Genomic DNA, 20,556 nt, shown 5'->3' with positions numbered 1-20,556 from the left:
TCCAGAATTATCGAATTATCCACTATATCATGCCATCACTAAGTCACTCCAACAAATTCTTATACACCTTCCCATCTTTCATGATCACCACAAACTTTTCTGCAGGATTGGCAATCAAAGAAAGGTCGGCCAAGGGATCACCATCCACCAAAATCAAATCTGCCAAGGCACCAACTTCCACCACACCCAGCTTGCCGGGATAGGGGCTTCTAAGTCCCGAAAGCTGTAGCAATTCCGCATTGTCATGGGTGACCATTTTCAGGATTTCGGTATTGGTAAACCATTGCTGCAATTTTAGGATATAGGCATTCTGCTGTTCGTTCAATTCCGGTTCGAAAAGGAAGTCTGTTCCCCAGGCGATCTTCAGTTTCATCTTTTTGGCCATGGGCCAAAGCTTGGCCTGACCTTCGATTACTGGTTTGCGTTTTTCTACCCTTTGTGGATCCATATCCGGGGTGCTTTCCACCAGGTTTTGCGTACTTAACCAGACACCTTTTCTTTTCATCAACTTCAACGTCTTTTGGTCCAGCATCTGTCCGTGTTCCACGCATTTTACACCCGCTTTTATGGCCCTTTGCACTGCTCTTGGGGTATAGGCATGCACCATGACATAGGTTCCCCAATCTTCGGCAGCTTCTACAGCTGCCCGCATTTCATCAAAAGTATATTGTGTGACATCTACCGGGTCATAAGCAGAGGAGGTGCCTCCACCGGCCATCAATTTGATCTGACTGGCACCAAACCTTAAATTCTCCCTTACCGCAGTCAATACTTCATCCCGTCCATCTGCAATAAAAGTGGCATTGAATCTTTCTGCTCTTGAAGGTTCACCAAAAAACCTTCTGGACTTCTCCTCAGGCGTTCTGAAATCTCCATGACCTGCTGTTTGGGAAATGGTGGCGCCAGAAGGCCAAATCCGTGGACCATTTAAGTTCCCTTGATCGATTCCCATTTTTAAAGGGAAAATGGGGCCACCAGCATCTCTCACAGAAGTAAATCCACGCATGAGCATCCGTTCAGCACTGCCTCCAACTTTTTCCATAATAACCCCTTCAGAAAGCATGGGTGACATCATTTCCCGCATGCTTAAGGCGCCAAAGGCCATATGGACATGCACATCGATCAGTCCAGGCATAAGGGTTTTGCCATTGCCTTGGATCTTGGTCACTCCATCACCTGATGGGACTGGGGAAGCGCTGATACTTTTGATTTTATTGCCTTCTATCAAGACATTTAAAGGTCCTGAAAGACTATTGGATTTTCCATCAAAGACCCTGACGTTTTCGAAGAGGATGTTTCCGCTTTCCTGGGCATGCGCTGAGAGAGACAGAAAAAAACATGTAAAAATTAAGTTTGTAATGGATCTAAGTGAAAACATAAAAGAAGAAATTTTTTCCTGCCCAAAATAAGGAATTGAACTTAATTATCCTCTTTGTGGCCAATATTCTTCACATCTAATTGGATCAGTGTCAAAAAAATTATTGGGACATAAATCCCTGAATCCAATTGTACACCTTATTACGGGTATTGATAAACTGTACAATCATGGGTTTGTGTTTTTTACCTCTTTGAATGAACAGGAAGCCAATAAGCAAATGGATAGGAGAAGCAGATAGGATTTAATCACTGAGCTATCGGATGGTTTATTTATTATCACTAAATCTCTTTGAGAGCTATTTAAGTTTTCAAAAGAGGTGATATTTTGTTAGCTTTTGAAACAAGTCTGTTGCCTTCTTTTCAAATTCACTTCGATATAATATGAGAAATATGCTTTTGTTGATTTTTAATACAATCACTTTTTTTGCCAGCATTTACCTTAATTACCTATTTGGTTCAGGTGCCGGTGGAAGAAAATCAGTGGGCGAAGTCAGTAGGAAATTTGAAACACTTATCACTCCTGCAGGCTACGCGTTTTCCATATGGGGGCTGATATACCTGCTATTGCTTGGCTTTTTGTCCTACCAATGGGTGTCTTATTTTAAAGGAAATCCTCAAAAATCACTTACACCTACTTTCATTTGGTTTTCCCTTTCAAATGTATTGAATGGACTATGGATTATTGTCTGGACGCAAGAAATGATAGGGGTCTCAGTTTTGGTTATTTTTGGATTATTAGGTGCTCTTATCTTTTGGGCTAAAAGTCTTCAGGTCGGCTCAAAAAATCGCCAGTTCTATGTTTTTATAGGCCTGCCCATTTGTGTGTATATGGGTTGGATTATAGTTGCTTCGGTAGTTAATGCCTCAGTTTGGTTTTATCAAAATGATTGGTTTATACAACAAGAGCTTATAATGACAACCCTTACGCTGACTATTGCAACCTTTATTTTTCTATGGTTGAGTGTAAAAAGAAATCTTTTAGTACCCACCTGGGTGGGGATTTGGGCATTAGTTGCTATTCTGGTAAAACTTAAAAATCCGGAAAGTCTTGTTTTTCAATCGATTACAGTGTTAGTTTTTATGCTTTTGATATCCAATTTAATTGTCTTGAAAAACAAAAAATATCATTCAAAGTATTTTAATTGAATTAATTTTGGATTAATGTGTATTTTGTTTAATTTCCAATCAAATATTTTGAATAATAAGCAAAAACTGTATTAATCGCCCTAGTAACTCAGTTGCTTTTGAAAAAAATAATTATCCCAAATAAGAAAATGATTGGAATATTAGGAGGAACAAGATTGGCCCTTACTTTGGGCAAGGCACTTTCTTCTAGAGGTGTTGAAATTGCCTATGGTGTTAGACAAGGATTTGAGCCTACTGAGATTGAGTGGAAAATATTAAATATGTCTGCCAATAAAGTGAGGAGCTTTAAAGAAGTGATTGATTTATGCAATGTGCTCTTTATTTGTGCAGAGAATAATTATCTAGAGCAGGTATTTGAAGAGTTATCCCATGTGGAATTGACTGATAAAACCATTGTTGATTGTACCAATAGTGAGGTATTCAACATGCATAATTGTAATACAAACTTTATACAGAGTATCATCAATTCTCCCAAGATTTTTAAAGCATTCAACAATTTAGGTTTGGATTATCCAAATTGTGACCCTATGGGCCTTGTCAAGGAAACCTATTACTGCGGGCCAGATATCCCTGAAAAAAACATCATCAGGCAACTTATTTCCATGGTGGGCTTTAAAGCCATAGATGCAGGAAGCCTGGAAAGTGCCCCTTTGTTGGAGGCCATGTACCATTTGCGGAAGGAAATCTGTAACAATAGGAAAGAACAGGTTGACTACCATTTTAAATTGATTTCAGTTTGAGTTGAATCTATTTTCCACAACTTTCAATATTATTTTTTATTTTTATTTTCATTGACGATGATTTTTGATGATTAAATTTTCTGACCTTCAAAAAATCAACAGGCCTTATGCGGAAGAATTAAAGGCAGTAGCAGCTGAGGTGATAGATTCAGGCCGTTATTTATTTGGGCCTAAAGTGCTTCAACTCGAACAATCCTTATCGGAATACCTTTCTGTTGATCATGTGGTAGCTGTGGGGAATGGATTAGATGCACTCAGGTTGATTCTTCAAGCCTATATAGAAAAAGGAGAATTTAATAAAGGTGATGAAGTCCTTTTACCGGCCAATACTTACATCGCTACCTTTTTGAGCATTGTTCATGCGGGGCTAGTACCTGTTCCTGTTGAACCTGATTTTGAAACTTTTAATCTGGATTTTGAAAAGCTGGAAGCTAGAATAGGGGGGAAAACCAAAGCCATTGTTCCTGTACATTTATATGGGAGAGTCTGCTGGGATGGTAATTTGAAGGGCCTTGCAGCAAAATATAACCTCAAGATTATAGAAGATAATGCCCAAGCTTTTGGAGCAGAATGGCTTGGTCAAAAAACAGGAGCACTTGGACATGCCGCAGCATTCAGCTTTTTTCCTTCAAAAATATTAGGTGCATTAGGTGATGCTGGGGCTGTAGCCACTAGGGATGCTGAACTTGCACAAATCATTCAATCCTTAGCCAATTATGGCAGTAAGGACAAATACCAAAACTTGTATAAAGGAGTGAATAGCAGAATGGATGAAATGCAAGCTGCCTTTTTACTAGTTAAATTGAAATATGTGGATGGGGAAAATCACTGGAGGAGAACACTTGCTAAAACTTACCTTGAACATATTGTCCATCCTGAGATTATTTTGCCCCATTTATCCAATGTAGAAAATGATCCTTCTCATGTATGGCATTTGTTTGTGGTCCGTTCTCAAGATAGAGATGGTTTGAAGGCTTATTTAATGGATAAGGATGTTCAAACTCTGGTACACTATCCTATTCCCCCACACCATCAAAGCGCTTTTAAAGGGCTTAATCATATGTCTTTTCCAATTACAGAACGTATTCATCGTGAAGTTTTGAGCTTACCTTTGGATCCTTCATTATCAAAAGAATCAGTACAAACAGTTGCCGCTTTCGTCAATGGATTTAAGGGGTGTTGATCATAATTATTTGTATATGGACAATGAATTCGCGAAAGATTTTAATTTTGAAACTTAATGAAAAGAATATTTGATGTAGTGGTTTCCCTGCTAGCTTTGTTGGTTTTGTTTCCTATATTTTTGGCGGTTGGCGTAGCTGTGGCTGTTAAACTTGGTAGCCCGGTATTTTTCAAACAAGTAAGGCCCGGGTTATATGGGGAACCCTTTGAAATTTTGAAATTCCGTACCATGACAGATGCCAGAGACGAAAATGGAGCGCTATTACCGGAAGACATCAGGCTTACTGATTTTGGTAAATGGCTACGGTCTACAAGCTTGGATGAATTGCCCGAATTGATCAATGTATTAAAAGGGGATATGTCATTGGTAGGTCCTAGGCCCTTATTGATGGAATACCTTCCCCTTTACAATGATTTTCAAAAGCAAAGGATGGATGTACTTCCGGGCATTACCGGATGGGCACAGGTCAATGGAAGAAATGCCATTGTTTGGGACAAAAAATTTGAATATGACATATGGTATGTCAAAAACAGGTCTTTCTTTTTAGACCTTAAAATTCTTTTTTTGACCATGACCAAAGTGTTTAAGCGGGAAGGTATAGGTCATGAAAATGAAAATATCATGCCAAAATTTAAGGGCAACAAGACGGATTAAGCCTGGTTTTTCCGACCTTCCATGATTTTAAAAAATAGAATATGCCCCATTTTATGGGCATGCTGTTTGGCATATTCAGCCACTTCTCCTTTGAAAAGCATATCGATGGTTTCAAACCATAAGGTCAACCAGGTGTTGAAATGGACTTCCTGTATCTGATGATCCATTTTTACATCTACTTCTTTATGCACAGGTACAGGACTGAACTTCCCGGCTCCAGGGCCTGAATGCAACAATACCATTTCCCAAAAATCAGTAAGTCTTTCCAAATGGCTGTCCCAATCTTCTACAATGCCATTGAAAACAGGTCCAAGGATTGGGTTTGTCCTCACTTTTCCATAAAAAGTTTTCACCAAAACACTGACTTCAACTCTGCTATTGATTTCTTGGGCTGTTTCCATAGTTATTTCAATATTGGTCTTTTTCCTGTGCCTTACTTACAAAAGATATTGTGAGAAATAGCATTACCCATAAAGGGAGGAAATTTTTCCTTTTCATTCTAGCTGATTAAGCGTCGAGACAAAGGTATCCTTGCCATGATAAGTCAACAAATTTTTTGAAGAAAACGTTGATGGCTTAAATTACAACAGATACGAATGACAATCACAAGACATATGCTTGCCAATCAATGATAGTTTTGTATTTATTTACAAACCTTATATTTGCATCCAAACCCAAATAGGTAGCGTATGAAAAAATCAATCATTGCCCTTTCCCTTGCAGGTGCTGTTTTGGCATCATGCGGTGTGGGCGACCAACAATCTGATAGTATGAATCCATTCTTTGAGGCGTACAATACGCCGTTTGAAGTACCACCTTTTGACAAGATCAAAAACGAGCATTTTGCGCCCGCTTTAAGAGAGGGGATGCGCTTGCATCAAGAAGAAATCGATGCCATAGTCAATAATCCTGAGCAGCCTACTTTCGCCAATACCATAGAGGCCATGGAGAACTCAGGAGAATTGCTGGCTAAAGTAAGTATTGTTTTTGGGAACTTGAACTCAGCCAATACCAGTGATGAATTGCAGGCTATTGCAAGGGAAATGGCGCCTGAACTTTCCAAGCATAGTGACAACATCAATCTTAATGCACAACTCTTTGAGCGTGTCAAGCAGGTTTGGGAGAATAAAGACAGCTTTAGCTTAAATGCAGAGCAACACAAATTGCTTGAAAAAAGCTACAAATCCTTTGTCCGTAATGGGGCTAACCTGAATGATTCGGATAAGGAAAAACTGAGAGAAATCAATAGCAAGCTTTCTGTGCTAAGCCTTCAGTTTGGACAGAATGTATTGGCAGAAACCAATGCCTATAAACTTTTTATAGATAATGAAGCGGATCTTTCCGGCCTGCCTCAAGAGCTTAGAGATGTTGCCTTCCAGGATGCTGAAATGGCCGGTGAGGAAGAGAAATACCTTTTTACTTTACAAAATCCCAGTGTGATGCCCTTCCTACAGTATGCTGACAATAGAGACCTAAGAAAGGAAATATGGGAAGCTTATAAAAATAGAGGGGATCAAGGTAATGACAAGGACAACAATGAGATCCTTATTGAAATGGCCAATCTGAGGTTGGAAAAAGCCAATCTTCTAGGTTATGCTACCCATGCGGATTATGTATTGGAAGAAAGCATGGCCAAGAATCCACAGAATGTTCAGCAATTGCTCAATCAACTTTGGACTCCTGCTCTTGCCAAAGCCAAGAAAGAAAGGGATGAGATGCAGGCCATGATTGCAGCTGAAGGTAAGGATTTTCAATTAGAGCCTTGGGACTGGAGGTATTATGAAGAAAAACTCAGAGTGCAGAAGTTTGATCTGGACGTGCAGGAAGTAAAACCCTATTTTGCTTTAGACAAGGTACAGGAGGGTGTATTTATGGTAGTGAACAAACTTTGGGGCCTGACCTTCTCGGAAATAACAAATATTCCTACCTACCACCCAGAAGCCAAAGCCTATGAAGTAAAAGAAGCTGATGGGTCCCATGTGGGAGTATTGTACATGGATTTTCATCCTAGGGCTTCCAAAAGGGGAGGGGCTTGGATGACCTCTTACAGGCCTCAAAAAAAAGTAAATGGTGAAAGAAAGGCTCCGGTAATCTCTATTGTTTGTAACTTCTCGAAGCCTACAGGAAATGCACCGGCATTATTGACATTTGATGAGGTGACTACATTCTTCCATGAATTTGGACATGCTTTGCATGGATTACTTTCCAATGTACAGTACAGAAGCTTGGCAGGAACCTCAGTTCCTAGGGACTTAGTGGAGTTACCTTCTCAGATTATGGAAAACTGGGCGACTGAGCCAGAAGTAATGAAGCAATACGCTTTTCATTACCAAACGGGAGAGGTGATTCCTGATGCGCTGATTGAAAAGCTACAAAAGAGTGGGACTTTTGGACAAGGTTTTGGAACCACAGAATACTTGGCAGCCTCTTTCCTGGATATGGATTATCATAGCCGCACCACCCCAATTGAGGTTGGTGCTGCCGAATTTGAAAATGCTTCCATGAATAACATTGGTTTGATAGATGAAATCATTCCGAGATACAGAAGTACTTACTTCCAACATATTTTCTCTGGGGGGTACTCATCTGGTTATTACAGCTACATCTGGTCAGGAGTATTGGATACAGATGCTTTCCAAGCTTTCAAAGAGACGGAATTGTTTAACCAGGAGAAAGCCTTGGCATTCAGAAGAGAGATTTTGGAAAGGGGCGGCACAGACGAACCGATGAATATGTATGTCAACTTCCGAGGTGCTGAGCCTAAGATTGATGCTTTGTTGAAAAAGAGAGGCTTGGATCAGGCGGCTGTTGATAGGACCAAGTAAGGATTTCCAGACTATGTGCAAGGTTTATCATTGTCCAGGAATGTGAATTCAGGGAAAAGGAGAAAGGTAAAAAGTGGAGCTCCTCCTCCGCTTGTTCGCTTCTCCGCCCCTTCGCCCTTCAAAAAAAGCTTGGCAACCTTTAATGATCCGACCTTGAACACTCCGAAATCCTTCGGAGCAGGCATGAACCTTGGACAACCCAAAACTATCCGGTCATTATGTTAACGGTTAAGGGTTAACATTTAACCCTTAACATCCGAACCTTGAACCAAAAGAAAGAACCAAGGCAAAAGGCAAAAGTAAAAAGTGGGGTTTTCCCTTCGCTCCTTCGCCTCTCCGCTCCTTTGCTTCTCTGTCTCTTCGCCCCTTCGCCCTTGACAAAAAGCTTGGCAATCTTCAATAATCCGACCCTGAATCAGAAAGTTAAAAGTTAATGGTTAACAGTTAACATTTAACCCTCCGAAATCCTTCGGAGCAGGCCTGAACATTGAACAACTGAACATTGAACAGTTGAATCCTCCGAAATCCTTCGGAGCAAGTTTGAACCCTGAACCTTGAACAATCCAAAGCTCTCCGGTCATTATGTTAACGGTTAAGGGTTAACAGTTAACACTCTGAAATTTTAACACTTAACACTTAACACTGACACTTAACCCTCCAAAATTCTTTTGAGCAAACTTGAACCGATTCAGGGTTTGTTTTTAGGAGAGCATTTTTTAAGTTAAGGTTAATTTTAATAAAAATAAATGATGTGGAACTTTTTGTAAACAAAAGCATGATCATTCAAAAATTAAAAATAAAAATATATTTATTTTATTTTAACAAAATTATAATCTTTTAAATCCCTAAAAAAAATATTATGTTTTATTAATTTCCATAATCATAAACCTCTACTTTTTAATATTAGCTTTAAATTATTGATATTTAAATTGCTAATTAGCAATCACCTTTCAATAAAATCAATGGGAAAAATAATTGCAATTGCCAATCAAAAAGGCGGGGTGGGGAAAACTACCACGGCTATGAATGTGGCAGCATGTCTGGCTGTTCTAGAGTTTAAAACGCTGGTAATTGATGCAGATCCTCAAGCGAATACCACCTCAGGGCTTGGCTTTGATCCTAAAGAGATCAAAGCAAGTATTTATGATTGTTTACTGAATGGTTTAGATTTACAATCTGCAAAGCTTAATACTTCTATTGAAAATCTTGAATTGATACCATCTGTCATCGACCTTATAGGTGCTGAATTGGAGATGGTTAGTTTAGAGAATAGAGAGGAATTGTTATTGCACGTTATCAGTGAACAGAGAGAAGCTTATGATTTTATAATTATTGATTGTTCACCATCTCTTGGGATCATAACGATAAATGCATTGACTGCCGCGGATTCTGTACTTATACCCGTTCAATGTGAATATTTTGCCCTCGAGGGTCTGGGGAAATTATTAAATACTATAAGAATTGTTCAGAGTAGACTGAATCCCAAATTGGAAATAGAAGGCATTTTATTGACGATGTATGATTCAAGGCTTCGTTTATCCAATCAAGTAGTAGAAGAAGTGAGATTACACTTTAGGCGTTTGGTTTTTGATACAATTATTCCCAGAAATACAAAACTTTCCGAATCCCCAAGCTTTGGGCTTCCCGTAATTTCTTTCGATGGCGATAGCAAGGGTGCTTTGGCTTATTTAAATCTTGCAAGGGAAATTGTTGATAGGGGTTCAAAAGAAATCTAAAAACGCTGGGATTGGGTTCTGAATACCATGGAGTTTTACCTTCACTTCTCCGCTCCTTCGCTTTTAATGAACGGGTAAGATTTCAAATTTGGTTGTTAACAGTTAAGGGTTAATAGTTAGGAGCAGGCTTTAACTTTCAACAATTAACCAAAAGCTTTGGATGCCATTAACGAGGCAACATTGGATAACATTATCCTCCACCGATAATGTCTTTAGACCACCCCTATTCTTCTCTCTTTAAATCGATAATTTCCCTAACTAGCTTTCTCTCTCTTTCTACAGCATTTTTTTTGTAGGTATGAAATTGATTTTCAATTTCTTCTAGAGATTCTAAGTCCTCCCTATATTTTATTTTCATTTTCAGGTAATTAAAACCTAAAAAAACAGATAAAATGCTTAAAAGAACAGGGATAAACCATTTTTTGAAAAATTCTATTCCAGCCGAATAATTTTCTTTTTCCTTTATTGAATTTTTGACAATTTGCTCTAAGCTATCCACTGTATGAACTGTCGACAAATAGGATTGGGTTATACTTTCATTATTTTCATGCAATGTTGTGATCAAAGATGTGGTTGAATCTTTTAAATGGCGAAAATAATTGCTCAGTTTTTCAACATCCATTTCATGAATAACATAATACTCTTTGGAGTTGGCTGATTTTAGAAATAGTTGGTCGAAATCGATTGAAATATTGTTCATGCTTTTCTCCTGCTCAGGGGAGGCTACTGAGCGTAAAGTTATCCCTGTAAAAACCAAAAATAGACAATGTACTAAACTGATTTTTAACATGTTCTATAGAGAATAGTTATGAGTGAATAAGACGTATTCAAACGTAGAAGTTATTCAGCAATATAAAAATTCTTCAGGTGTAAGAATTTTGTTGAAGTAAATAATAGGTAGGTATAAGTAAATAAAAACCAATTTGAATAACAGATGAAAAAAATTCAGACAAATAATTTCTTAGTGCTATTCCAGAAGCACCTAAATGTATTGTCTAATTCAAACTGAAGTGTATAGGTAGGCTCATGGTTAAATTTTGTTGGGTATCTATTTTTGCTGCCAGCATCCATTTTGGAATTTGAGATACTATCCTAAGGGCTTCTTCATCACAGCCCCAACCTATGCCTTTAATTATATGTAAATTTTGAAATTCCCCATCTTTACCTATCAAAAAACCAATTTCTACTGTTCCTTCAATACCCTGTATTATTGCCATGTCAGGATATTCGATTTTTTTTCGCAGGTAATGATCCAGTATATCCCAATTTACAGTTAAAAAAGGGGATAATTCTCTGGTATTTTTCTTTTCTATAGCCAATATACTGTTAGGAGGAAAAAAACTTTTTTCTTTTAACTCTTGTAATTGGAGGGAATTTACAAGATTTAAGTGCTTAAGTTCTTGTTCCAATAAGATAAAACGAGTAACTACTATCAAAAGTAACGTTGCAGGAATAATCCAAATGTGTGGTATTTTTTTTTATCTTTTGGTTTGGTTAATTTATATGTTGGTAAATGTGGGTTTTCGGGCCTCATTTTGTCTAACTAAAATTTTTAAATTTAAACGATGTAAAACTTCATGCATAAGTATATCCACTAGTGAAGTATAGTGACCGACCTTTTCCAAATTCACATTTTCTTTCCTGTTCATAAATCCAAAAAAACTGATTCCTAACCTGATTTCTGCTTTGATTGTTGGAATGATCAATATAGTCTTTAAATCGGCTGATTGCATTAAATTTCTCAGTGTTACATTTTTTGTTGTGTCTGCATGCAGAAGTTTCGGACGCATAGGGTTATAAGTATTCACCAGGAATTCAACCAACTCATTAAAAGGATGCTTTAGTTCCAATATCCTAATGATATATTCCTTACTGCACTGCTCCAAAAGCAGGTTAAAGGCGTTGCTTTTAGCGTCAAAGTCGTAGCTTTGGGTGATGTCAGGTTCTATGATCGCATTGATATACTGCATGCCCTCATTGATCAACTTTTTAGGTGACATATCCTTTTGGAACAAATTAAGCATAATTCCAATGGTCTCCATCAGATACCCCTTTTCCATTGACTTTTTTTCCAATTGAGCAATATATGCTGACTCTTCAAAAAGAATAGAAACCAAAGGCTTATAATTGATGCCCAAGACCAGGGAGAAAGAAAGCTCGTAAACTGTGTCCGGATGTAATTTGATTTTCAGTTTGGATTCTCGCAGGTACATAATTTCTTTCAGCGTCCTTGTAAGTAATAAGCGGTCTTCAGGGTTTGTGACTAAAAGCTTTATATTGAACTTCCCCTGCAAATCATCCCTCATAAAAACTTCATCAAATGCATTATTACATTCAAATACTTTTCCATCGAGATCAACTAAAACTATGGGTCTTTCTGAATGATTAAAGTATTTGGTTTTAAAGTAATTTATGTTTCGCAGTTGTTTCTTTAACGCCCTCTTTTCCAAGAGTGATTTATGTGTACTGATGTGGGCCTTCGGTATAAGACGATGAACGATATATCTGCCACTTTGGGAATCAGCCTCATAAATGAAGTTGACAACATCAAAGCCCTCATTCAGGTTTTCCCCTTTAATTTTGAAATTTAAACGATCTATACTTAAATCTTTTCCACTTTCTAAAACATCGGTCTTACCTGTTTCCAAAACTTTGTTGAAACTTCTTTCCAATTGTTCAAAAGAGGCGTATGAAATAGAACCAGTGGTAGTTAATTGGCGCAATGATTTGTTTCTCAATTTGTTGAATGTTGTCGTTTGCTCCTGTTCCATTAGACTATTGAACCCTTCGGAAACAAATTCTACTTTAAATGATTGTTGGGATTGACGAAAAACCGCAAAAATCCCAAAATGATGGATAAGTATGTTGGTTTTATTCTTTAAACGAAGCATGTCCAGACAATTTTAAATTGCTTAAAATTATTCCTAGTCGATTCATGACTGGTGGTCGTGCATTAAAATGTAAATGAACGGTTCGTTACTTTGTTTACTTTAATTGGTTAGACTCTAATATTATCTAATTGAAATGAGGAAATGCCGTATGAAATTTCCAATTCGCATCAAAAAAGTATACATCCAAAATCCCGAGGAGAGCCCACCTGAGTCTGGCAGGCTTGTCGAGGGCCAAAAAATGATTTGTGTAATTAAGTCAATAGTCAATTTAATTTTTCTGTTCTGCAAACAAATTGCTGTTCTGATAAGTATTCTTTATATATAAAATTACTCTGATCATTTACAATGTAATACTAAATATTTCTATTATAAGAATAATTAATCATATTCTTACATGAAATATTTTGAAAATCTTTTATGATTTACCTCAATTTACTTGTTGCCTTTTTCTTTGTTCAGATGGAGGTTAACAATTTTAATGTGATTAATCATATTGGTGGGCAAAGAAATGCTGTAATAGACTCCCTCAATATTTGGGCTAGGGATATGGCTTATTTAGATCCAGAACAGGCAATAGATGCAGCTTATTTGGCCTTGGAAAAATCACGACTGTTGGGTTATGATAGAGGCATCGCCTATGCCAGTAGAAATATTGCTGCCATTGTTCATTTTCAGAGCAATTACTTAATTGGCATGGACTACCTCACAAATGCTGTTAGGATTTTTGAAGTTTTAGGGGATAGTACAGGTATAGCAGATACTCATATTTCTTTTGGGCACGTTTTTAATCGCATGGATACCCTGGAGCTAAGCTTATTTTATCACCAAAGTGCCTATGATTTTTATAAAAACAGAGGGGAAAAAGAGCGGTTGATGGTTACCATGCTTAATTTGGGAGAAGTGTATTTGAAGGCAGGTCAGTTGGAAGATGCAGGTCAAATTCTTCATGAAGGTTATCAGCTATGCCTCGAAAAAAACAACCAAAGATTCAAGTCAAGCTTTGCCATGAATCTTGGCCTATACTACTGGCTGTTTGAGGATAAGAATATGGCTGATCGGTATTTTCAGGAAAGCCTTTCAATTGCCAATCAGTATGGCGATAATGTCAATAAGCTGACTTTGGCAATGCTTACCCTCGAATATGCCAAATTCAAACTGGAATTGGGTCATTTTGCAGGAGCAGAAGAGCTACTCCTGCGGTCGCTTGACGTGTCCAATAGGTATAACTTGGATTTTGTTGCAGAAGAAGCTTATCATGTTTTATTGGGGCTTTATTTAAAGGAAAACAGCATACAGGAGGCCCAATCTTTGCTTCAGACTTTTAAAAGTTTCCAGGATAAGTTGGCTTCCAGAAATGCGGTTTTGTCCCGACAATTCACGTTCAACTTTTTGGAAAATAGGGACATGCAGGTGAATTTGGCTGAAATTGAGAACCGATTTGCACAAGCAAATACCGAATTGAAAAAAAGCAACCAAGTCCTACTATTACTTTCGCTCTTATTTTTGTTATTGATTGTTATGCTTGTTCTTGGGGGCAAAATGCTGAAAAAGTACAACTACAAACAAGGCCAATTGAAGCGCATATTTGATTTCCTTTCTTCCGGTATTTTTTTATTGGATGCTGATTACAGGATTTTAGAGGTTAATGAATTTGCAATCCAAATCATCGGTAACCCATTGAAAGAGAAGGAAGATTTTTATCAACTCTTCAATTTTAAGGACAAAAATGGATTGTGGGAAAAATTTAAGCTGGGTGAAGTGATCAGCCTTCCTTACCGGAGTTTGCAAGGCCAGGATTACGAGTTAAGTATTCAATCCAAAAGAGTCCAAATATTAGGTGAGAAATTTTTTCTCGTTTTTTTGTACGATGATACCTTGAAGGTACGGTTCCGAAACCAGAAAAAGGAACTTGATGAATTGCTTCAAAAAATCTATGATTCTGCGGGCATTGGCTTGTTTGAAATTGAAATCAATAAAGAAGGCATGTTACACATTCACCAATATTCTGCCTTTTTTAATAAAGTGTTACAGATCAATCCAGGTGATTCTATAGCCGCAAATCAACTTGAAAAACTGATATCGTCCTTTGATGGGGACAAATTTGTTAAATTGATGCGGAAAAATGCCTCAGAACAGGATTTCTTGGAAACTGATCTGGAGTTCACCTCTTTCCGGCAAGAGAAGGTATGGCTGAAGGTGATCGCAAAAGCCAACCGAAAACCCAATGGCAATTTAATAGTTAGAGGCCTTGGAGAAGATATTACCAGCCAAAAAATCCTCACCCTTGATCTGGAAAATAACCTTATCAAAGAAAAAGAATTGAATGAATTAAAGACCCAATTTATCTACACAGCATCTCATGAGTTTAAAAATCCCTTGTCCGCTATCCTCAGCTCCTCCGAAATACTAAAATTATATGTGGAAAGAGGAATTGCTGAAGCATATAAGGACAAAGCGAAGGTGCATTTTGAAAAAATTGGTAACCACGTCAACAGGATCAACAAAATTATGGATGATATCCTTTTGCTTGAAAAATACAATGAAGGAAAATTAGAAGCCAATTATGAACATTTTTGTCTGAAAGGTTTTTTTAGGACCCTTTTCGATGATATCTGTTTGATGAATAAATTAGAAAACAGTGTTGATTTCAGCGTTCCTGAAAAGGGCTTGGAAGTCTGTATGGATAAAAACCTGCTCTATTATGTGATGATCAACCTGGTATCCAATGCCCTGAAATATACACCAAGGGACAGACCCAATCCACAAGTGCACATTCAATTAGAAGATGCCCTTTTGAAAATCACCGTGCAGGATTTCGGCTTGGGCATTCCAAAAGAAGACCAGCAACACCTGTTCAAGAGTTTTTTTAGGGCAAAGAATGTGAAAAATATCAAAGGTACCGGTTTAGGCCTAAAAATTGTCTCCAACTTTGTTGACCTGATGGGCGGAAATATCCGATTTGAATCCGAAGAAGGTGTTGGGACAACTTTTGTAGTAGAAATCCCTATTAAAGTCGAAAGCCATGGGCGAAACTCGGTCGTTTTATTGGAAGAATGAAAGTAACCCTTCCTGTATGCGCTGTCTATCGGAAGCATCCAAATTACTTCCCGAGGGCAGGCAAAGTCCACGGTCAAATAAGTCTTCTGCTACATCAGCGCCTATGTAGGGATATGTGCGAAACACCGGTTGGATATGCATGGGCTTCCATAAGGGTCTGGTTTCGATGTTTAATCTTTGAAGATGTATCATCAATTTGTCTTTTGTATCGGCGGGGTAATACTCCTTTTGAAAATAAATGGTACTTAGCCAGCGGTTGCTGAAGTAACCTTCCGGCTCCTCCAAGAGGGATATTCCAGGAATGTCTTTCAATAAACTTTTATAGAAATCAAAATTCTCCCTTCTTAAAGAGATGCGCTCGTCCAATACTTTCATTTGACCAATGCCTATGCCGGCGAGTACGTTGCTTAGCCTGTAATTGAAGCCCACCATGGTGTGTTCGTAGTGTACAGCTGCTTCTCTGGCTTGGGTGGAAAGCTTTCTGGACAGCTCTATCAGGTCTTTTTGGTCAGATACCAAGGCACCGCCACTGCTGGTGGTGATTATTTTATTTCCATTGAAGGAATACACACCCAAGGCACCAAAAGTACCACATTGCTTCCCTCCAATGTGGGCCCCTAGGGCCTCTGCGGCATCCTCCAGCACGGGGATGTCATATCTTTCTGCAATTTCCATGATAGCCTCCATCTGTGCCGGCATGCCGTACAAGTGTACCGGCAGTATGGCTTTTGGTTTTTTTGGGCCGAGTTCCTTAAGTAAGGGGTGGGTACCGTGCTCCGACAGCCTTCCTTCCAAGCAGGCTATAATGGCTTCCTCCAATTTTTCAGGATCCATGTTCCAGGTTTTTCTTCGCTGTCTATGAAGCAAGGAATGGCGCCTTGATATACTATTGGATTGGCACTTGCCGCAAAGGTGAAACTTTGGCAGAGTACAATATCCCTCGACCCCACCCCTAAGGCTATAAGACCCAAGTGCAGGGCTGCAGTACCCGCATTGGTTCCTAATACATATTTGGCCCCCGTATATTGACTAATGAGGTCTTCAAAATGACCAATATTTGCACCGACAGGTGCAATGTAATTGCTGGAAAATGCAGCATTTACGTGCGTTATCTCTTCTCCTCCCATATGTGGTGAGGAAAGGAAGATTTGTTTTGCTTCTGATTGCATAGGTAATTAGTCTTAATCCCAGTGTTGTATTAGGGGCTGTCCCTGAAAGGATAATGGACAGCGGTGAAATAAATGGTGGATTGACATAAGAATTACTTGAATCCAAATTTCTTCTTTAGTTTTTTTATCAAGCGCTTGATCGGTCCGGGCTTAGGTGCATCTTCTTCATAATAGCCTGAGCCATATCCATATCCATATCCATATCCATATCCATATCCATATCCAGAGGATTGATGGAGGTCATTCAATATGGCATACAGGTTTTGTACTCCTGACTTTTCTTTGAGGGAATTGACCAGCTCTGTATTGGCTTTATTTGAATATTTCTGTCGAAATACGAAAAGATTTACATCAGCATGCTCAAATAACTGTTTCGTTTCTGCAACTAAGCCAACTGGCGGGCAATCCATTACAATAACATCATATTTAGATTTGAGTGCTTTTAATAGTTCAACAAATCTCGGTTTGAGTAGAAGCTCTGCTGGATTAGGGGGGATTGGGCCTGAGAGTAATATGTCCAGGTTTTCAAAACCACTGTATTTAATGGCCTTGTCAAGTGGAATATCTCTACTTAATAGTGTACTTAAGCCTATCTCGTTTGATAGATTAAATTCTTCAAATATTTTTGGTTTCCTCATATCCAATCCCATTAGTAGGGTTTTTTTGCCTACCAATGAATAGACTGCCGCAGTATTGATCGCACAGAATGTCTTACCTTCTCCAGATACAGAAGAAGTAAATAAAAGTGTGATTTGATTGCCTGAAAGAGAAGTGCCAATGAGGTATTGCATGTCTGCCCTTAAATTCCTAAAAGACTCTGTCACCGCAGCTTTAGGTTTTTTGAAAACTATTTTCACTTCATCCTCTAAGGTACTTCTGCCGATAAGACCGACCAATGGTACCCTAAGTAGTTTTTCCAGCTCTTTGGGATCCCCCAGCTTTGTATTGAGGTAAAACTTACCGGTGATGAAACCAATGGGAATTATCAAACCTAGCATAAGGCCTAGGGCAAGGTTCCTGTTTCTGTTGGGGCTGACCGGTGTTCCCTGTGCTTGCGCAAAGTCTATAATTTCATTTTTGGGACTATTTGAGGCTTTTACAATTTCTGCCTCTGCCCGCTTTTGCAAGAGGTAAATGAAGATGTTTTCATAAATGCTGGATTGGCGCTGGTAACCGATCAGATTGCGTTCAGTTTCAGGCAATGCATTGATCTCCCGCTCAATACGTACCAATCGCCCCCTCAGTACTTCCAGGTATTCCTGCGTATTGGAGATAAGTACACGGATACTTTCATTGATACTTTTTTTGAGGTTACGGATCTGTGTCTCTACTTCCCGCACAAAGGGAGAATTTTCCGTATAATTGGCCCGCACTTTCAGGCGTTCGGCCTGCAATTCCACCAAATTGGTGACCAGGGTATTCAATAGGGGATCTCCTATACCTGCCAAAGAAGGCACGATCAATTTATCCAATTCATCGTTTTGGATGTAGGCCTGTAAGGAAAGAAAGTAGGAAAGCTGGGTTTCGGTATTGTACTTCTCAGATTCCAGCTCACTTAGGCGGCTGAATACCATACTGCCTTCCTGACTCAGGTTAAAAATCCGGTTTTCACTGCGGTAGCGCTGCAAACGGTTTTCGAAATAGCTCAGGGAATCTGATATATTGTCCAATTGCCCATCAATAAAGCTAACGGTATTTTCAGCCACCCGGTTTTTTTGGCGCAGCTCTCTTTGCAGGTATTGTTTCATCAGGTTGTCCAGGTACACTTCCCCCATTCTTCTCGTGGGGGTTTCTATGCTGAGCGTCAGGATGGTTGCGGCTTTGTTTTGTGGGCTGACTTCTAACTTGGAGCGGTAGGACCGTGCCAGGGCTTCAGGATCTGTCATACGGAACAGGATCGCTTCATCCCTTAGAGAATGGCTGTTGAATACCTTGAACTTGTATGTTTCTCCGGAAATTTCCTCCCCAAACCTAAACCTTCGGTTGATTGCCTCTGGGGCGTTAATGTTGCTTTTGTATAAGGGATCCTTTGGGTTGTAAAGGTCATAGCTTTCACTTTCCGGTTCCAATTCAAAGGTTTGTTCATCGATGACCTGAATTTTCCATAGCCCTCCCGTCAGTTGTGGATGGCTCCAATCTACCTGTATGATGATGGGCGTATTGCCATAAAGCTGCTCCATCCTCCATCTGCCTTCCTTGAAGTAACTTACATCAAAGTCAAGTTCTCGGATAACCTCCAAGGCCAGTGAGAAGGATTTAAGAATACCGATTTCATTTTCTAGGTTACTTTTTCCAAACCTCAAACCAACGGATTCGAAGAGCTCATCCCCGATGCCGGATTGGCTGTCATTGATGAGCACATTGCTTTCGGTCTTGAATTGGGGGATAAGGGTATTGGTGTAAAAATGGGCAGAAGCTAAGCCAATGAGGGCCAAGGTGACGATGATTTTCCAATACCGCAGATAATTGAATAACAAGGCCTGAATTTCAAAATCCTCATTCGCCTGAGGAGAATTGGGCACTTGGCTATTTTGTATAGGCTGATTTGGATGTTCCATGATGTATTGGATTTACCTTGTGATCAGATTAAGCACGAGGGCGATGGCAGAAATCGTGCTGACAAGAAGGGAAAGGGTCTGCACGGCATTTTCACCGGCACCGATCTCCCTGACCCGCATGGGTTCTGCATACAGCTGATCGTTGGGTTGAATGAAATAAAAAGGTGACCGGATCAGGTTCCGGTCATTGAGGTTGACCCGGTGGAGTTTGGTGCCATCCGGATATTGCCTGATCAACAGGATTTCATCACGCTTGGCCACTACATTGAGGTCTCCTGCGTGCGCCACTGCCTCCAAAATGGTCATCCTGTCCTGTAGGACGACGAATTTACCCGGTCTGCGGAATTCCCCAATGGCACTGTAGCGTATACCGCCCAGTTTGACTTTGACAAAAATCTCCGAGGTCACCATTTCTTTGATGGCGTCCTCTATGACCGCCCTGGCTTCTTCTATGGTCAGGTCAGCCACGAGCACCTCACCAATTACAGGTAGGCGCACTTTGCCTTCTTTATTAACAGTATACCCCGTCATATAATAAATATCCCCTCCTCCTTGACCGGCCATTTGTCCCATTTGCATGTTTTGTTGCATTTGAGTTTGAAAGTCTAATCCATCTCTAAGGAGGTCTTCTATGGTTTTCAACTGCACATCGATGATGTCATTGAACTGCAGGCGGTAATCAGGAATTTCATATTCGATGAGTTCGCTTTCAGGAATGGGAGTTTCCCCTTCCAGGTTTTGCAGGTAGATCAACTTTTTGTTGGGTACACAGGAAAAACTCAATAGTAGCAGGCAGCATCCCAGCAGCTTTATCGTTTGCCTCATATTTTCGCTTCAGTGCGCAGCACTTGATTATATTAAATAAATTCAATGTTAGGGAGTTTTTGGGAGAAAATAAGGCTCAAACTTTAGCCTGATAGTTATCGGTGTTTATTTGTAAATGAAGTGAAGAATAAGGAAGGGGGATTTCGGAAGTGCGATTTCCAAAGTGGGATTTCGGAAGTCAACCATTAAGGAGTTAAGGGATTTAAGGATTTCATTAAGGAAATTGTTTGAAATCTTATCATGATCTCACCCTAAATTTGGATGTTAAAGGTTAAAGGTTAAGAGTTAAGAGTTAACGGTTAACGGTTAACATATTAATCCTCCGAAATCCTTCGGAGCAAGTTTGAACAAAAAGAAAGAGCCAAGGCAAAAGGCAAAAGTAAAAAGTTGGGTTT

The 20,556-nt window shown here is 39.2% G+C and carries 15 protein-coding genes and 1 pseudogene; 8 read left to right on the top strand and 8 right to left on the bottom strand.

Annotated elements, in window-relative coordinates; all coding sequences use genetic code 11:
- Positions 1 to 43 precede the first annotated feature (43 nt).
- Complete coding sequence (locus B879_RS12230) at positions 44 to 1,378, bottom strand: metal-dependent hydrolase family protein (protein WP_009185497.1); 1,335 nt, start codon at positions 1,376 to 1,378, stop codon at positions 44 to 46.
- 88 nt (positions 1,379 to 1,466) lie between these two features.
- Here B879_RS12230 and B879_RS22640 point away from each other — a divergent pair, with 88 nt between their 5' ends.
- The 5 genes from B879_RS22640 (at position 1,467) to B879_RS12210 (ending at position 5,100) form a co-directional block, all read left to right on the top strand.
- Positions 1,467 to 1,616, top strand: coding sequence for a hypothetical protein (locus B879_RS22640; protein WP_157231608.1), 150 nt, complete (start codon positions 1,467 to 1,469; stop codon positions 1,614 to 1,616).
- Between the two features lie 142 nt (positions 1,617 to 1,758).
- Entirely contained in the window at positions 1,759 to 2,523 is a 765-nt protein-coding gene (locus B879_RS12225; RefSeq protein ID WP_157231607.1) for a TspO-related membrane protein, read from the top strand.
- Positions 2,524 to 2,651: 128 nt separating this feature from the next.
- On the top strand, positions 2,652 to 3,263 hold the full coding sequence (locus B879_RS12220) for an NAD(P)-binding domain-containing protein (RefSeq protein ID WP_009185495.1): 612 nt from the start codon (positions 2,652 to 2,654) through the stop codon (positions 3,261 to 3,263).
- Between the two features lie 67 nt (positions 3,264 to 3,330).
- Positions 3,331 to 4,446 carry a DegT/DnrJ/EryC1/StrS family aminotransferase gene (locus B879_RS12215; RefSeq protein WP_009185494.1) on the top strand — a complete coding sequence of 372 codons (1,116 nt, stop codon included), beginning with the start codon at positions 3,331 to 3,333 and terminating at the stop codon, positions 4,444 to 4,446.
- 57 nt (positions 4,447 to 4,503) lie between these two features.
- Positions 4,504 to 5,100 (top strand): sugar transferase, encoded by a 597-nt coding sequence (locus B879_RS12210; protein ID WP_009185493.1) that lies wholly within the window; start codon positions 4,504 to 4,506, stop codon positions 5,098 to 5,100.
- Here B879_RS12210 and B879_RS12205 read toward each other — a convergent pair.
- Complete coding sequence (locus B879_RS12205) at positions 5,097 to 5,501, bottom strand: group III truncated hemoglobin (RefSeq protein ID WP_009185492.1); 405 nt, start codon at positions 5,499 to 5,501, stop codon at positions 5,097 to 5,099. The two genes, B879_RS12210 and B879_RS12205, sit on opposite strands and share 4 nt — an antisense overlap.
- A 288-nt stretch (positions 5,502 to 5,789) precedes the next feature.
- On the opposite strand from B879_RS12205, the gene B879_RS12200 reads away from it, so the two are divergent.
- On the top strand, positions 5,790 to 7,925 hold the full coding sequence (locus tag B879_RS12200; RefSeq protein WP_009185491.1) for a M3 family metallopeptidase: 2,136 nt from the start codon (positions 5,790 to 5,792) through the stop codon (positions 7,923 to 7,925).
- A 962-nt stretch (positions 7,926 to 8,887) separates the two neighbouring features.
- Positions 8,888 to 9,661 carry a ParA family protein gene (locus B879_RS12195; RefSeq protein WP_009185490.1) on the top strand — a complete coding sequence of 258 codons (774 nt, stop codon included), beginning with the start codon at positions 8,888 to 8,890 and terminating at the stop codon, positions 9,659 to 9,661.
- A 223-nt stretch (positions 9,662 to 9,884) separates the two neighbouring features.
- Here B879_RS12195 and B879_RS12190 read toward each other — a convergent pair whose 3' ends face one another.
- The 3 genes from B879_RS12190 to B879_RS12180 form a co-directional block, all read right to left on the bottom strand.
- Positions 9,885 to 10,451 carry a hypothetical protein gene (locus tag B879_RS12190; protein ID WP_009185489.1) on the bottom strand — a complete coding sequence of 189 codons (567 nt, stop codon included), beginning with the start codon at positions 10,449 to 10,451 and terminating at the stop codon, positions 9,885 to 9,887.
- 205 nt (positions 10,452 to 10,656) lie between these two features.
- A complete protein-coding gene (locus tag B879_RS21830) occupies positions 10,657 to 11,070 on the bottom strand; it encodes an energy transducer TonB (RefSeq protein ID WP_051012678.1) in 414 nt (137 codons plus the stop codon).
- A gap of 90 nt (positions 11,071 to 11,160) precedes the next feature.
- Positions 11,161 to 12,552, bottom strand: a complete 1,392-nt coding sequence (locus tag B879_RS12180) for a hypothetical protein (RefSeq protein WP_009185487.1) — start codon at positions 12,550 to 12,552, stop codon at positions 11,161 to 11,163.
- A 417-nt stretch (positions 12,553 to 12,969) separates the two neighbouring features.
- Here B879_RS12180 and B879_RS21825 point away from each other — a divergent pair, with 417 nt between their 5' ends.
- On the top strand, positions 12,970 to 15,609 hold the full coding sequence (locus B879_RS21825; protein ID WP_009185486.1) for an ATP-binding protein: 2,640 nt from the start codon (positions 12,970 to 12,972) through the stop codon (positions 15,607 to 15,609).
- Here the strand turns inward: B879_RS21825 and B879_RS12165 are convergent.
- The 3 genes and pseudogenes from B879_RS12165 to B879_RS12155 form a co-directional block, all read right to left on the bottom strand.
- Positions 15,595 to 16,736 (bottom strand): annotated as a pseudogene (locus B879_RS12165) (DegT/DnrJ/EryC1/StrS family aminotransferase). The gene B879_RS21825 and the pseudogene B879_RS12165 sit on opposite strands and share 15 nt — an antisense overlap.
- A 134-nt stretch (positions 16,737 to 16,870) precedes the next feature.
- Positions 16,871 to 19,336, bottom strand: coding sequence for a GumC family protein (locus tag B879_RS12160; RefSeq protein WP_009185483.1), 2,466 nt, complete (start codon positions 19,334 to 19,336; stop codon positions 16,871 to 16,873).
- A gap of 12 nt (positions 19,337 to 19,348) precedes the next feature.
- Positions 19,349 to 20,161 carry a polysaccharide biosynthesis/export family protein gene (locus B879_RS12155; RefSeq protein WP_009185482.1) on the bottom strand — a complete coding sequence of 271 codons (813 nt, stop codon included), beginning with the start codon at positions 20,159 to 20,161 and terminating at the stop codon, positions 19,349 to 19,351.
- Positions 20,162 to 20,556: the final 395 nt, after the last annotated feature.

Origin of the sequence: Cecembia lonarensis LW9, assembly GCF_000298295.1 — a bacterium.
In the GTDB taxonomy this organism is placed as follows: Bacteria; Bacteroidota; Bacteroidia; order Cytophagales; family Cyclobacteriaceae; genus Cecembia; species Cecembia lonarensis.
Note: the sequence above shows the minus strand (reverse complement) of the source record. Positions and strands in the feature narration are given on the sequence as shown.

Excerpts from the sequence above, each read along its gene's own strand:
- B879_RS12200 (WP_009185491.1), top strand. The coding sequence starts at position 5,790 with ATGAAAAAATCAATCATTGCCCTTTCCCTTGCAGGTGCTGTTTTGGCA.
- B879_RS12180 (WP_009185487.1), bottom strand. The coding sequence starts at position 12,552 with ATGCTTCGTTTAAAGAATAAAACCAACATACTTATCCATCATTTTGGG.
- B879_RS12195 (WP_009185490.1), top strand. The coding sequence starts at position 8,888 with ATGGGAAAAATAATTGCAATTGCCAATCAAAAAGGCGGGGTGGGGAAA.
- B879_RS12160 (WP_009185483.1), bottom strand. The coding sequence starts at position 19,336 with ATGGAACATCCAAATCAGCCTATACAAAATAGCCAAGTGCCCAATTCT.
- B879_RS12230 (WP_009185497.1), bottom strand. The coding sequence starts at position 1,378 with ATGTTTTCACTTAGATCCATTACAAACTTAATTTTTACATGTTTTTTT.
- B879_RS12190 (WP_009185489.1), bottom strand. The coding sequence starts at position 10,451 with ATGTTAAAAATCAGTTTAGTACATTGTCTATTTTTGGTTTTTACAGGG.
- B879_RS12155 (WP_009185482.1), bottom strand. The coding sequence starts at position 20,161 with ATGAGGCAAACGATAAAGCTGCTGGGATGCTGCCTGCTACTATTGAGT.
- B879_RS12205 (WP_009185492.1), bottom strand. The coding sequence starts at position 5,501 with ATGGAAACAGCCCAAGAAATCAATAGCAGAGTTGAAGTCAGTGTTTTG.
- B879_RS12220 (WP_009185495.1), top strand. The coding sequence starts at position 2,652 with ATGATTGGAATATTAGGAGGAACAAGATTGGCCCTTACTTTGGGCAAG.
- B879_RS12225 (WP_157231607.1), top strand. The coding sequence starts at position 1,759 with ATGAGAAATATGCTTTTGTTGATTTTTAATACAATCACTTTTTTTGCC.
- B879_RS12210 (WP_009185493.1), top strand. The coding sequence starts at position 4,504 with ATGAAAAGAATATTTGATGTAGTGGTTTCCCTGCTAGCTTTGTTGGTT.
- B879_RS21825 (WP_009185486.1), top strand. The coding sequence starts at position 12,970 with ATGATTTACCTCAATTTACTTGTTGCCTTTTTCTTTGTTCAGATGGAG.
- B879_RS12215 (WP_009185494.1), top strand. The coding sequence starts at position 3,331 with ATGATTAAATTTTCTGACCTTCAAAAAATCAACAGGCCTTATGCGGAA.